Below are 13,067 nucleotides of genomic sequence, written 5' to 3'. Positions count from 1 at the left end.
TGAGCACGTAGATCACTTCGTATCCGGCCGGTACATTCGGTGCGGTATCTTCTGACGCAATCAGTTCGGCTTCTCCGTCGAGGCAGTTGTCAGAATCTGCTATGAGGGTGCCTGCATTGGCCAGGCAGGCATCGCATCCCCCGAAGTTAAACTGTGTGCCTTCCACATTCAAAGAAGCACAAATGCTGCCATTACCTTGCAGCAGAAGGCTATTGACATCAAAACCGGTGGTTACGCCGATCTCCACAACACTCAAATCCAAAGTGGAAGGGTCATAAACCAAGGGGTGAATGCGGTAGTTTTTATCGGTGCTGACAATGAATTCAGGTGTCTCATTGACACCTTCGATAAGCAGGTCGTTCCCTGAGGTCAGGACATAGATGATCTCGAAGCCAGCAGGGATGACCGCATCGCCACTCGGAGCCGACTTAATTTCCGCCAGGTTGTTGTCAAAACAAACGCCAGCAGCATTTAGAGTTCCTGCTTCTGCATCGCATGGGCAGGCACCAATGTGAAAACCAGCGCCCTGAGTATCCAATGCGCCACAGAGTACGCCTCCACCTTGTTCAAAGAACAGCGCAAGTTCGGCCACCCGGAGATCGCCCAAACTGATATTGTTGGGATTGAAGGAAGAGGGGCGGTACACCAACGAATGAATGCTGTATTCTCCTGCTTCATTGATGGTAAATTGGGGTTGGTCATTGAGCGCAACAATGGTTCGATTGGCGCCACTGGCCAGCAGAAAGATTTGTTCAAAATGGTGCGGGATCACCGGTTCTGCAATTACCGTTGCCTCCAGGTCCAGTGACCCGGCAAAGCAACCAGTTTCTACGGCTTCCACCTGTGCCGCTTCGGCTGTGCAGTTGTTGGCGCTGTTTACGGATGGGGTAAGCTCCGAACCCAGCAAAGGGGTGGACAGCACACCCCAAAAAGCGAATAGCCAGAGCAGTAAGCTCCGGCTTAAGGCTTTGTTTGGGTTGAGAAAATGTAATGGGTTGTTCATAATGGATTGATTTGGTAAAAAATGGTTACAGCTCAGCAAGCTGAGTAGATACCGAATCAACTTTGGGGTGAGCAACTTGTTGGCGGATTGCCATTTATAATGAAAAAGTGACAAGGATTGGTCAAATCCGGGACCGGGTACCGGGTGCGGTTGGGTCGGATCATTTGAAAGCATTTTCAAACTTGAGCGCATGTTGTAGAAAGGTCTTCTATTGCCAATTTCCTGGGGCGCTCTACGGGGCTTTGGTATTCAATTTCCAGATCATTCTTATGCCCAGGCTACTATAGATTCACCCGCCCTCAAAACGCAGGAAACCCGCGCATCGGCTCCAGGCTCTCCGCACGGAACAGAAAAGGTGCCACATCCCGCGCCAGCTGCTCAAAATCAAGCAACCAAGCTGTCTACCTCACGCCAACTCATCAAAAAATGATCTCCAACCGGCTGAGTATCTTCACCCCCGTAAATAACAGTAGGCTTAAATAGGGGGACATCTGCGACCTTGCTAAACCAATCTAGCTGTTTAAAGTATTCATTACGAAAAGTCGTTCCGCTTTTTATTTCAATGGGCCGCAACTGCCCTCCAACATTCAACAACAGGTCAATTTCGTGCTGGGAGTTGTCTCTCCAGAAAAAAACAGGAGGGGTCAATCCATCATTGTAAAACGATTTGGACACTTCGTTGAAGATGAAGTTCTCGAAAATAGCCCCTCTTTGGTAGTAGGTAAGCAATTGCTCTGAGGTGTTGATGCCCAATAATGCACAAGCAAGGCCGGTGTCGCGGAAATAGAGTTTAGAAGATTTTACAAGGCGTTTTTTAAAATTGCGGAAATAGGGCTGTACGGTATACACTATGTGAGAGGTTCGGAGCACGGACAGCCAGGCATCCGCTGTTTGCCGGTCTATGCCTGCAGCAGAAGCTAAGGTGGACTTGTTGATGGTCTGCCCAATAAAGCCGGCACAAATACGAACAAAGCGAGTGAAAGCATCCAAATTGCTGAAATTGCTGGTTCAATATGCCGCTTTATCATACTCAAAAATAAGCATTTATCACATTTCTTACAAATTGATGAATACACTCATCAATTTGTAAGAAATATTTGTCTGAGCGTTATTTGGCCAAAGTATTGTTTACAACATCACCCGACCCCAAAACGCAGGAAACCCACGCACCATCTCCAGGCTCTCCCCCCGGAACAGAAAAGGTGCCACATCCCGCGCCAGCTGCTCAAAATCAAACCCGGCAATATGCTCCGCTACCCGGGACCGCAGCTCAGCTGGGCCGGTAATACCGAAACGGATGTCGAGATAGCCATAATCGGGCGTATGCCCCTGCGTGAGCAGCCAGGTCAGGTCGTAAAAGTCGCGGCCTTTGGGGCGTTTGCGGCCCAGCACGGCGGCGATTTTTTGGCTGACCAGCAGATCCGGTGGGGTTACGAAGATATCTGTATCCACGCCGAATTTTTGGATGCGCACCAGCTCCCGCTGATAGTTGTAGTCCTGTTTTTCCGTATCCAGCTTTATGAAAATCCGTGCTTCCTTGTGGCCGCTCAGCCCGTAATCGTAGAGAATGCCCGGAAAGGTCACTTTGCAGTGGAAGGCATCCTTGTGGCTGAATTTTATGGTGGTTTTGTAGCCCAGCAATTCCAGCCCTTTTTGTACAGCGCGGCCAGTTTCCTCGAAGTCGGCTGCTGACAGCCCTACGTTGTCGAAGTCGAGGTCTTCGGAGAAGCGTTCGGTGCCGTAAACCAAATGCAGGCAGGTGCCGCCCAAAAAGGTGTAGGCTGAGGCATGTTCGGACTCAAAAATGATTTTCAGGATTTCAAACTGAAGATATTCCCGAAGCATATCTTGCTTGAACCCCTGTTCCCTGATGTAGTCGGGAAAACATTTAACGATCTCACTCATCTCCATCATAAGCCATAGCATTTTTGTAAAGCAGCTATTTTTTTGCGCAGCGTTTTTGATTGTAAGATATCCAGGTAATGCTCCACAAGATCCCAGCGGTATTCTTCTTTTAGCACATCCTCGTCAAACCGCATTTCGTATAGCCAATCCTGATCAGAGAATAAGGGCTCGAAATAAGCTAAATCAATCATAGCTTTTTCACGATTTGCCACTTTATAGGGCTCTCCTGTCCACGTTACCCATTCATAACCGAAAAAGTAGGTGGGTTTGATTTGCTGATAGGTCATGCGCACCTTGTACTCAAAAGCAGCTGTCTTCTTTGTAGTTACAGAAGTGACTATCCTTACCACTTCAGGTATGACGTCCCAATATCGAAGTGCAGTGTAAGTAGATACGTAAGATGGATCATAAATGTGGTTTGCAATTACAAAGTAATCGACCAGACTACTTGGACTGACATCAGTTTTGCAGTACACCCCATTCCGCACCTTCTCCACCTTCCCCTGATCCACCCAGCGCCGGAAAATATTCGGGTCATACGAGCCATACTTCTTGCGCATGTAATCCGTGGTGATGAGCATCCGGTCTTTGGGCAGCTCGTATTTGGCCATTTCGTTTCTTTTTTTCAGGTAACGCCTGAAAAAAGGAAATGGTTCCGGAAGGAATGGAGGGCGGATGGATCAACGCGCGAGAGAAAGTAACCATCACTTATTTTCCATAGGTTTATAGCACTAGCCTTTTCGCCGCCATTTCAAATCCTGCCAATTGCGCAGCATCGTTTTACCTGCCAGCCGTTCCTCTTCGCCTTGATAAATCAGAGTAGTCTTGGTTGGCCGATCCCAATAGCTGGCTACCTTTTCCAGGGGTTTAGTCATTTCCGGACGGAAGCGTGCAGCTGCCTTAATTTCGTATAAACGAGCTTCGTCGCTCCGCTCGTAGAGCAAATCCACTTCACGCTGATCATTGTCACGGTAGTAGTAAAAATTGGGCGTGTGGCCCTGGTGCAGAAATGATTTGTGTGCATCGGCAATGACGAAGTTCTCAAAGATGGCCCCACGGTTTTGATTCAGGAGGTATTCCTCTGTATCAAATATTTCCAACAGGTAGCAAAGTAAGCCTGTATCGTAGAAGTAGATTTTAGGGCTTTTGATCAGGCGCTTACCAAAGTTTCTAAAAAAAGCAGGCAACCGGAAGATGATATAGCTTTGCTCCAAAATACCCAGCCAAGCCTGAATGGTCTTAAGGTTGACCCCGGTGGCATTAGCCATTTTACTGTAATTAGCAGTCTGCCCGGCGCAGGTCGCTACGATGCGCAAAAAACGCTGGAAGGTGTCCAGGTTGGACCAATTGATTAGTTCAGCTACATCACGCTCCACATAGCTTGCTAAATAACTGCTGTAAAAAGGTTCCGTATCTAATCCGCGATTCACTAAGTCAGGATATCCACCCCGTAAAATCGCTTCACTCACCTCTTCAGTTGACAATCCAGCCTCCTGGAGTTCTTCATTGTCGAGTGGCAATAACCGTACAATGCCCACTCTGCCCGCTAAAGACTGAGATATATTCTTTCGCAGCAAAAAATTTTGCGAGCCGGAAAGGATAAACCGGCCGGGGCGCCGGTCTTGGTCTATTATCGTTTGCAAGTAGGCAAACAAGTCTGGCCAGCGTTGCGCTTCGTCGAAAATGACCAAGTCATCGTATTCCGCTAAAAAATCATTCGGGCTACGTTTGGCAGATTGCCTGATATCAGGGTTCTCCAACGAGACGTAGCGATACTTAGGGTATAAATCCTTCAGCAAGGTAGTTTTGCCAGCCTGCCGGGGCCCTGTGAGGCTGACCACAGGGAACATCTTACTTATTGCAGTCAAATGCGACGTCAGCCGTCTGGGAATCAGTGTGTCCAAACTCCAAATTTGCAGAAAAATTCACAAAAACGTAGTACGCTACAAATATAGCGAAAAGTATGCAAATTTGGAGTATTGAGTAAAATTGCTATTTACTAAGCCGAAACTCGCAAGAGAACCTGGCCATCGGATATTTTCCACATGCCATAACCTGCTAAATTTAAAAGCAAATTTTAAATTTAGTAGGTTGCAGCATCCGTGATCTACCGGAGTATATCTCAAAAAGTATTGGAGGGTCTGACTTGGTCACCTGCAGTAGGCAGGGTTGCTGCACCACTTGCTCCGAATATACGACTATGAGCAGTTACTGGGCCACCCTGCTGTCGGAAACTCATGGGAGGTTTTCGTTATCGAACAAATCATTCGGGAAAGCACGGAGTTTTCTGACTTTTTCTTTTATCGAACGCGCTCCGGGGCAGAGATCGACTTACTGATACTCCGCCCTGACGGTAAGCGGTGGGGTGTTGAAATCAAATTTTCAAACGCTCCTAGGGTAAGCAAAGGCTTCTACTATAGTTTAAAGGACATTCAGGCGGATCGTGGCTTCATTATTACCCCTGGCAGTGAAACCTATCCACATAAAGGAGCGGAAGTCGGTAGTTTAGACTGGTTTTTACGTGAAGTACTGAAATGAACACTGTTTTCTGTTTGTTTCACACTACCACCCCAAATCCACCATCATCCGCACAAACACATTCCGGCCCGGGCTCACCGGCGCGCTGCCGGTGCCCCCGCTGTGCGCCCCGCCGCTCGCCGCGCCCTGTATGTTGGCCCGCCGCACGTCTAGCAGGTTGCGGGCACCCAGCGTCAGGTCGATGCGCTCTTTCCAGAAGGATTTGGTGAGGGTAAAGTCTGCCATCGTGAAGCCATCCTGTATGCGCTGACCGGCGATGGTGTTGCCCTCCGCATCTGTAGTAGGAAAGAAATTGACCTGCCGGTCATTGACACGCACGAAAAGAGAAGCACTCAGGCCCGCCTTCAGCCAGCGGTAGGTGGCGCTGCCGCTGTACTCCATAGCGTAGGTGAATTCATCCAGCTGCGGCAAGTCCTCGCTCGCCGGATTGTAGTAGCCGATGGTGGAGGCATTGGCAGACAGTTCCAGCCGGGGCGTGCTGTAGCTGAGCGAGAAGTTGATGCCTTGTGTCTTATACACCGCCTGATTAAAGTAAGCGAAGCGCAGGGTGGAGGTGTCAATTGCCGGAGCGATGCCTTCGTCGGTCTCGATGTACTCAAACAGCTCAATCTTGTCGCGGATGTCGTTGTAGAAGCCTTTGATTTTGCCCTTAAGGCGCCATTCGTCCCCGCGCTGCTCGTAGAACAGCCCCAACTGCAGGTTGTCCGAGCGCTCCGCCCGCAGATTGGGGTTGCCGAGGATGAAGTGGTTGATATCGATAAATTCGAAAAACAACTCCTTCAAGTCCGGGCTGCGGAAGCCTTGGCTGTAGGAGCCGCGAACTGCCCATTCCTGATTTAATCGGTATTTTAGGTGTAAGGAAGGCACGAGCGGGGCTTCGTAGCGGGTATTGTAAGCGTAGCGCAGCCCGGCTTCTGCGGTCAGCGCTTCCCAAGGCTCATAGCGCAGGCTGCCGAATGCTGCGTAGTCGCCAATTTGCGAAAAGCCCTCCCGGTTGCTCAGGCTGTCTTGTATGCGTTGGCCCGTGGCATCGTCGTAGCGCAGGTCTACGCCTACCTGAAAATTCAGGGGGCTGTCGGCGTACTGACTGGCGAAGGTGGCGCGCAGCATGGCGCCAGAGAAGCGGGCGGTGTCCTGCATGCCGGGTACTTCAAGCTGCTCGTTTTCCTCAAAATTAGTGCGCAGGGTACGCTTGTAGCGGCGGAATTGGTTGTAGCCGGTGGTGGCTTGCAGGTAGTAGTTTTTCCCGACTTGCCCTTCGTACGCCAGGCTGTGGTTGATGCGCCGGGTCAGGTAAAAGTCGTCAAAGGCGTAGGGTTTGAACTGCGGACGGCGGATGTTGCCGAGATTCTGCACTTCCTCATCGAAGAAACTGCCGGTGTAGAACAACTTGCGCTTATCGTCCAGCCGATAGCCAAGGTAAGCATCCGCAAACCACTGTTCCTTGGGGTTCCAAAGCACGGAGCGCAGGCTGTCGTTTTCACTAAAGCCGCCAAACACATCGTAGCCGCCATTGATGCGCAGGGTGAGATCATCGGTCAGGCGGGCACCGAAGGCGGCAGCGTATCGGTTCTCGCCCAGGGCTTCCACCTGACTCGTGAGGTTCAGGTCGTAGCGGTCAAGCTGCGATTTTTTGGTGATCAGGTTGATGACGCCACCCAGCGCATCTGTGCCGTAGCTGACCGACATCGGGCCTTCCACAATCTCCACCCGCTCGATGTTGTTGAGGTTGAGCTGACTGAGGTCGATATTGCCATCCTGCCGGCCGATCACCGGCACGCCGTCCACCATAATTTTGACGTTCTGCCCGTCGATGCCCAGCAGGCTCATGCTGCTGCCCAACACCATATCCTGACGGATGCGGATGTTGGCTTCCTGCAGCAGCAGCTGTTCCAAATTGGTAGCGCCCCGCTGCTCAATCACTTCCTCCCGTATGGTGATCACATCGTGCACGGCGTTGCGGCTGTCGGTGGGCGCGTACTGCGCCGTCACGATTACATCATGCAACTGCAGCGCCCAAAGCGATGAATCTGGCGGCAGCGAAGCTTGGCTATGCAGCGGGGTGCAAGTACCAATCGTAATGAAGAAACAACAAACAAAAAATATCGTCCTCATGTGCTCTTGTAGGTTACTTCGCGATTGCTTGACCATCGAATATTATCCATTTGCTCTTCTTTTCTTCAGGTAAGTGTGACACCTACGGCGTCAATTAAAAGATGAAAGCTGTTTTTACGAATAGTCGACCCATTGGGGTCGTGCATTAGTAACTCAAACTTAAATAGTGGCTTCGACTCCAGCGGAGTCGCACGTTTCATCAATAATCTCCCGCCAGCTTTCCAGCTCCGGAATGCCGGGCTTGCGCTTGCCAAAGAGGTACACGATGAGCTCACCCTGCGCATCGTACACTTCCAGGCCGGTAACGATGCCGTCCTTGGTCGGCTTTTTCACCACCCAGCTCTCCGCGATGCCCTCCAGGTTGAGGTGCAGATTGAAATCCGGGTCCATCACATTAAACCACTGCTCCATCGGGATCAGCTTTTTCACCGGCCCGGTGTGGATTTGGATGCAGCCGGGACTGTTGACGAAGACCATAATCGGCACTTCATTTTCTGCCGCCGCTTCCAGCACTTTAACCACCGCTTCGTTGGGCACCTTTTGGGTAAAGCCTTCCGGCGCCAGGCGCAGGGCCTGTGTCCGTTGCAGCTCGTGCTTTTTCAGCAGGGGGAAGAAATCATGCGTGTCCTGCAGATTGCGCCATTCCTCCTGAAAAGCGGCTACGTCGACCGCTTCATCCGGAACCACAGTTGGCGAAGCTTTCGGGCTGTGGTCTACGGTTGCAGGCGTACTTTGGTCTTCCGCCCGGTACTTGTTTACTAATGCATCGTAGGCGGCTTTGTCCGACTTGTTGGTCAGGTATATTTTGTGGACTGCCGCTCCGCGTTGATTGAAAAATTGCAGGCTGTGCAGCACTTTGCCCCGGCTCGGCACTTCCACCGCATAGCCGTATTCCCATTCCCACATGAACAGCCGCAGGTCGATGTCGGGATTTACCGCCACGCCCATTTTGCCGTCGTGCATAAAGGAGACGTTGTGGTATACGCCTTTACGTTCATGCACGACGTATTCATTGCGCGTAAGCGCCATCACATGGCCGAGACTTTCCACCTCCTGTAGCAGGCTCTGCCAGCCCCCGCTGAGGCGCGTAGCGGTGCTGCCCAGTTGTAGCTCGAGCAATTCCATTTCGCTTACGCCCAGCGCCTCTGCTGCATTGCGGATGCGCAGTTTGGGCCGTTCTGACTTCAGCGCTTCGTACCGCGCCTGTAATTCCGGATTAATGCTTGTTGTCTTCATGGTATAGCTGTTTCTTCATTTTGAAAAAGCCCGACTGCCGTTGGGCAGGTCAGGATGTGCGGATGCGCCTCGCCGGGCGGGTGCACCACCCGGGCTTTGACGCCAAACCCCTGTGCAATCCCCTCGGGGGTGAGCACCGTTTCGGGTGGGCCGCTTTTCAGCAAATGCCCGCCGCGCAGCAGCACGACCCGGTCGGCGTACTGCATCGCCAGGTTGAGGTCGTGGAGGATCGTGAGTATGCCAAGGCCTGCCTCATCCGCCAGCTTTCGCAAAAGGCTGAGCAGTTGCTGTTTCTGGGCGATGTCCTGGCTGGCGGTGGGCTCATCTAGCAGCAGGAACCGCTCCTGTGAAGGTTGATCCCGGTGCACTTGCGCCAGTACCCGTGCCAGCTGCGCCCGCTGTTGCTCCCCGCCGGAGAGTGTGCGGACGTCTCTTTCTTCGTAGCCCTGCAAGCCTACCTGTTGAAGGCAGTTCCGGGCGATGGCCTTCGTATGGGCAGCCGCCTCCTGCCCCTGATAGGGATAGCGGCCCATTTCCACCAAATCCAGCACCGGCATGGAGAAGGGCAGCTCGACGGATTGGCTCAGTACACCCCGCACCTGCGCTAAATCAGTGCCTGGCCACGCTGCCAGTGCCCGCCCGTTAATAGCTACGGCCCCTTCATCTGGCGTGATTTCTCCCGCCACAGCTTTCAGCAGGGTCGATTTGCCGGCCCCGTTGGCACCGATGAGCGCTATGAGTTCTCCGGCACGTACCTGTACCCCTGCTTTCCGCAAAATCCAGCGGCCGGACTTCCGAACGCCAATGTGGTTCGCTTCGATCATAAGCTGCGTTTGGTTTTGAGCAATAGCCAGATGAAAAATGGCGCACCGAGCAGAGCAGTCAGGATGCCAATTGGCAATTCAGCGGGTGCAATCAGCGTGCGGGCGGCGGTATCCGCCCAGACCATCAACAAACCGCCGAGCAGGGCCGAACCCAAGAGTAAGCTGTGATGGCGCGGCCCCTGTATCAACCGTACCAGGTGAGGGACAACCAGCGCCACAAAGGCAATCACCCCGCTCACCGCCACGCAGGCCCCTACAATCAGGGCAGCGCAGCCGATGACGATCCATTTGGTACGCTGCGTATTCACGCCGGTGTAGGCCGCCTCCCGTTCGCCCAGCAGCAGCAGGTCGAGTTGGCTCGACTGCCGCCAGAGGATAATAGCGGGCAGAAGCACCAGCGGCACCAGCAGCGCGAGCATCTGCCAGTTGGCACCGCCCAGGCTGCCCAGTGTCCAGAAGGTGATATCGCGCAGCTCGTCCTCGTCAGAGAAGTAGGTCATCAGCCCGGTAAGGGCACCGCCCAGGGCTGTGATGGCCACGCCCGCTAGCAGCATCGTCACTACGGAAGTATAGCCCTTGCTGCTCGCCAGCCAGTACACCAGGAAGGTGGTCAGCAGGCTGCCGGTGAACGCCATTACTGTTACCGTAGCGTAACCCAGCCAGCTGCCAATCACGCCCAAAACGGAGGCAGAAAACAGAATGCCTGCTACCGCAAACACCATCGCCCCGCTCGTCACGCCAATCAGCGCCGGGTCGGCCAGCGGATTGCGGAAGAGCCCCTGCACCGCTGCCCCGGCAATGGCGAGACCGCCGCCTACGAATACACTCAGCAGGATGCGAGGCAGGCGGATGTCCCAGACCAGATAGCTCAGGGTCTGTGGCAAGCCGGCTTCCAGACCCAGTAACTGTTCGCCCATCACCAGCCCGACCTGCTGTACCGGCAGGCTGTACGCCCCGATCAGCAGGGCGCAGAGCGCAGAAATGGCCAGCAACAGCGTCAGCATGGGAGGCGACAGCAAACGGGACAGCGAATGGTATTTAGGCCAGCTTTGTATCATGATTTCTTAATTCAGCGTGTAGGCATCCGGCAATGCTTGCAGGCGCCCGGATAAGTCCGCCGCTGCACGGGCAGCCCGTGGGGTGAAGCCCAGCAGGTACAAGCCATCCATACCAATGATGTGCCCCTGCTGCCCCGCCGGCGTCTGTGCCAGACCGGGGATTTGCAACAGGCCTTCCACGCCGCCCAGGCTCTGCAGCCCGCTGTCGAACAGCAGCAATACCTCGGGCTGTGCCTCTATCAGGCCTTCTGCGGAGAGTGCGCGGAAGCCCTCAAAGGACTGCACGGCATTCTGCCCGCCTGCCAGTTCAATCATGGCGGAGGCGGCGGTGTTTTTCCCAGCCACCATCAGGCTACCCTTGCCGCGGGCGTAGATGAAAAGCACTTTGGGGGTCTCTTCCATCGCCTGCCGGGCTTGCTGCAGCTTGGCTTTGTCGGCTTTGTAGGTTTTGCGCAGGCTTTCGAGTTCTTCGTTCAGCCCCAGCTTTTCACTGATCTGTTCGGCTTGCGCCAGGGGTTTGTCCAGCGTAAAGGAACCGTCGAGCCAGAGCACTTCCACCCCGGCGGCTTCCAGTTGTTGTAGGGCAGCGGAGGCTTCATCCGTCCGTTCCGCCAGTACCAGGTCGGGCTGCAGGCTGAGCAGCGCCTCCACGTTGAGCTGACGCACATGCCCCAGTTTGGGCAGTTCGGTTAACTGCTCTACGGGGTAAGTACTCGTCACGTCAACGCCTACGATTTTATCGCCCTGCTCCAGCTCGTACAGCAGTTCTGTGACGCTGCCGGAAAGAGAGACGAGGCGCTCATAGGCAGCTTCCTGTGTGGCTTGTTCGGCGGCGGACGGGGTGTTTTGACAAGCAATTAGGCTTAGCCCCAGGGCAAGCACGCCCAGAAAATGGATTGGAAACCGGTTCATGGGGCCACAATTAGAGGTTGGGAGATCGGCGCTGTGCCGGGCGTTTGTACCTGCAGCCAATAGGTGCCGGCGGGCAGGTGGCTGACCGGGAGGCTGACCGTTTGAAAACCGGCAGGCTCCTCACTCACTGCTGACCAAACGGACTGTCCGGTAGCATTGAACACATTCAGCTGTACCGGGGCGGCTTGTTTTAGCGTCAGTGCAATGGTAGCCCTCTCCCGGGCAGGGTTAGGGAAAACACTCAGGTCTTCAAACAGGGTATGGTCAACGGTATTAACGATGCCCATATTGGTTTCCTGAAAGACGATATTGCCGGTGCTCGACCCTTCAAAGTCGATGAATACAAGTTTCCAGACTTCACCGTTGACCGCTTTGACAAAGTAGACACGGTCGGCAGGCAGTGCCCAGGAAAAGGTGCCGAGGTCAAAGTTCTTCCAGTCATGGCCGATGATGTCGAGATCGGTGCTCAGGGAATCTTCGTACCCTTCGAAGGTAATGGTGGCAGGGTCAATGCCATCGACCTGAGCGACCTCCACGCCTGGCCCGGAAAGAGTGCCGGTGAGGAGATAGTTGAGGGTACTCCCTTCATTATCATCCAATGGGGTGGAGTAGCGGGTGAAAAGCAAGTCCCATTCGCCAGCCTTAGGGATAAAGTCCACCACAGCATTACTGCTGAATGACCAGTATATTAAATCGTTATCCGGAAAGTCTGCTTTGTTAAGGGTATGCGACTGTTCATCGCTGCCGTTCAGATTCGCATAGCGGAATTGGTAAGTGGTGCCGTCCAGACTGCTGATTTCCAGTTTTTTGAAAGTCTCATTGCGCAGTTTGAGCACAAAAAGGGCTTGTCCCTGCACAGACTGTGTGGCCGGATTGTATTGCCCCCAGCCATAGTCCAGCGGATTGCCGGGGTCGCGCATTTGGTTGAAAGCCCCCCCGCTGGTCCAGTTGGTTTCGTCATTGAGGAGCCGTTCGCCCAGCTGCGTGAGGTCGATATTGTCGGCGAATTCAGCACCGGGGATCAGGAATAGTTCCAGCTCCGTGCCATCCAGGCCGGCCGCTTCATTGAGGAAGATGCCCGCATCCTGCAGGCCCTGTGCGGTAAAGGCAATGTCCCAGGCATTGTGCTCAAGGCTGATGCTCTCTTCATTCCCAAATTTAAAATAAGTGGATAACGTATAATTCGGTCCACAGGTGACTTCCCGAAACTGCTGCGCATTAAGGCTTGATGCAACGGCGATCAGACCGAAGAGAAGTAAAGGTGTTCGCATGGCTTTTATTTAGACTAGATTTAAATAAATTGACTTTTGCAAAGTAAGTACATGGCCGGGAAGGGGGCAATACCGTTTGTTAGGCAAAATGTGGCATTTGTAAATTTAGGTATGGCTACCTAAAATCGGGTAATACACCGCTGCGCCTACTGAATTCCGGGTAGCAGGTATCCTACCTTGCAGCATGTGCGACCTCATTGCTGAC

Annotated in this window: 11 protein-coding genes and 1 pseudogene; 1 reads left to right on the top strand and 11 read right to left on the bottom strand. The window is 53.3% G+C overall.

The window, feature by feature from the left end:
* The 5 genes and pseudogenes from MRY86_RS00985 to MRY86_RS00965 all read right to left on the bottom strand — a co-directional run.
* Window positions 1-1,003 (bottom strand): annotated as a pseudogene (locus tag MRY86_RS00985) (hypothetical protein); the annotation flags it as partial.
* 384 nt (window positions 1,004-1,387) lie between these two features.
* Entirely contained in the window at window positions 1,388-1,993 is a 606-nt protein-coding gene (locus tag MRY86_RS00980; protein ID WP_293562953.1) for a DUF4143 domain-containing protein, read from the bottom strand.
* Window positions 1,994-2,131: 138 nt separating this feature from the next.
* Complete coding sequence (locus MRY86_RS00975; RefSeq protein WP_293562952.1) at window positions 2,132-2,917, bottom strand: nucleotidyl transferase AbiEii/AbiGii toxin family protein; 786 nt, start codon at window positions 2,915-2,917, stop codon at window positions 2,132-2,134.
* The gene (locus MRY86_RS00970) at window positions 2,914-3,519 is read right to left on the bottom strand and encodes a hypothetical protein (protein ID WP_293562951.1); all 606 of its coding nucleotides are present in this window, start codon (window positions 3,517-3,519) and stop codon (window positions 2,914-2,916) included. Before MRY86_RS00970 ends, MRY86_RS00975 begins: the two co-directional genes overlap by 4 nt.
* A gap of 120 nt (window positions 3,520-3,639) precedes the next feature.
* Window positions 3,640-4,758 (bottom strand): ATP-binding protein, encoded by a 1,119-nt coding sequence (locus MRY86_RS00965; protein WP_293562954.1) that lies wholly within the window; start codon window positions 4,756-4,758, stop codon window positions 3,640-3,642.
* 319 nt (window positions 4,759-5,077) lie between these two features.
* Here MRY86_RS00965 and MRY86_RS27120 point away from each other — a divergent pair, with 319 nt between their 5' ends.
* Window positions 5,078-5,446: a DUF4143 domain-containing protein gene (locus MRY86_RS27120; protein ID WP_363325355.1), complete on the top strand. Its 369-nt coding sequence runs from the start codon at window positions 5,078-5,080 to the stop codon at window positions 5,444-5,446.
* 24 nt (window positions 5,447-5,470) lie between these two features.
* On the opposite strand, the gene MRY86_RS00960 is transcribed toward MRY86_RS27120, so the two are convergent.
* The 6 genes from MRY86_RS00960 to MRY86_RS00935 all read right to left on the bottom strand — a co-directional run bounded on the left by MRY86_RS00960 (window position 5,471) and on the right by MRY86_RS00935 (window position 12,862).
* Entirely contained in the window at window positions 5,471-7,561 is a 2,091-nt protein-coding gene (locus MRY86_RS00960; RefSeq protein WP_293562950.1) for a TonB-dependent receptor, read from the bottom strand.
* A 159-nt stretch (window positions 7,562-7,720) separates the two neighbouring features.
* A complete protein-coding gene (locus tag MRY86_RS00955) occupies window positions 7,721-8,797 on the bottom strand; it encodes a ChuX/HutX family heme-like substrate-binding protein (protein ID WP_293562949.1) in 1,077 nt (358 codons plus the stop codon).
* Entirely contained in the window at window positions 8,794-9,621 is an 828-nt protein-coding gene (locus MRY86_RS00950) for a heme ABC transporter ATP-binding protein (protein ID WP_293562948.1), read from the bottom strand. Before MRY86_RS00950 ends, MRY86_RS00955 begins: the two co-directional genes overlap by 4 nt.
* On the bottom strand, window positions 9,618-10,679 hold the full coding sequence (locus MRY86_RS00945; protein WP_293562947.1) for an iron ABC transporter permease: 1,062 nt from the start codon (window positions 10,677-10,679) through the stop codon (window positions 9,618-9,620). Before MRY86_RS00945 ends, MRY86_RS00950 begins: the two co-directional genes overlap by 4 nt.
* Before the next feature lie 6 nt (window positions 10,680-10,685).
* Entirely contained in the window at window positions 10,686-11,591 is a 906-nt protein-coding gene (locus MRY86_RS00940) for a helical backbone metal receptor (protein ID WP_293562946.1), read from the bottom strand.
* A complete protein-coding gene (locus MRY86_RS00935) occupies window positions 11,588-12,862 on the bottom strand; it encodes a T9SS type A sorting domain-containing protein (RefSeq protein ID WP_293562945.1) in 1,275 nt (424 codons plus the stop codon). The genes MRY86_RS00940 and MRY86_RS00935 overlap by 4 nt, the downstream gene beginning before the upstream one ends.
* Between the last annotated feature and the right edge of the window lie 205 nt (window positions 12,863-13,067).

It is taken from the genome of Phaeodactylibacter sp., assembly GCF_022763345.1.
GTDB lineage: Bacteria > Bacteroidota > Bacteroidia > Chitinophagales > Saprospiraceae > Phaeodactylibacter.
The sequence above is the reverse complement of the archived record's forward strand: the minus strand, read 5'-3'. Positions and strand labels throughout refer to the sequence as shown.

What these genes read in the sequence shown, in the direction of transcription:
- MRY86_RS00975 (WP_293562952.1), bottom strand. Translation starts at nt 2,917, where the DNA reads ATGATGGAGATGAGTGAGATCGTTAAATGTTTTCCCGACTACATCAGG.
- MRY86_RS00970 (WP_293562951.1), bottom strand. Translation starts at nt 3,519, where the DNA reads ATGGCCAAATACGAGCTGCCCAAAGACCGGATGCTCATCACCACGGAT.
- MRY86_RS00965 (WP_293562954.1), bottom strand. Translation starts at nt 4,758, where the DNA reads ATGTTCCCTGTGGTCAGCCTCACAGGGCCCCGGCAGGCTGGCAAAACT.
- MRY86_RS00960 (WP_293562950.1), bottom strand. Translation starts at nt 7,561, where the DNA reads ATGAGGACGATATTTTTTGTTTGTTGTTTCTTCATTACGATTGGTACT.
- MRY86_RS00955 (WP_293562949.1), bottom strand. Translation starts at nt 8,797, where the DNA reads ATGAAGACAACAAGCATTAATCCGGAATTACAGGCGCGGTACGAAGCG.
- MRY86_RS00950 (WP_293562948.1), bottom strand. Translation starts at nt 9,621, where the DNA reads ATGATCGAAGCGAACCACATTGGCGTTCGGAAGTCCGGCCGCTGGATT.
- MRY86_RS00945 (WP_293562947.1), bottom strand. Translation starts at nt 10,679, where the DNA reads ATGATACAAAGCTGGCCTAAATACCATTCGCTGTCCCGTTTGCTGTCG.
- MRY86_RS00940 (WP_293562946.1), bottom strand. Translation starts at nt 11,591, where the DNA reads ATGAACCGGTTTCCAATCCATTTTCTGGGCGTGCTTGCCCTGGGGCTA.
- MRY86_RS00935 (WP_293562945.1), bottom strand. Translation starts at nt 12,862, where the DNA reads ATGCGAACACCTTTACTTCTCTTCGGTCTGATCGCCGTTGCATCAAGC.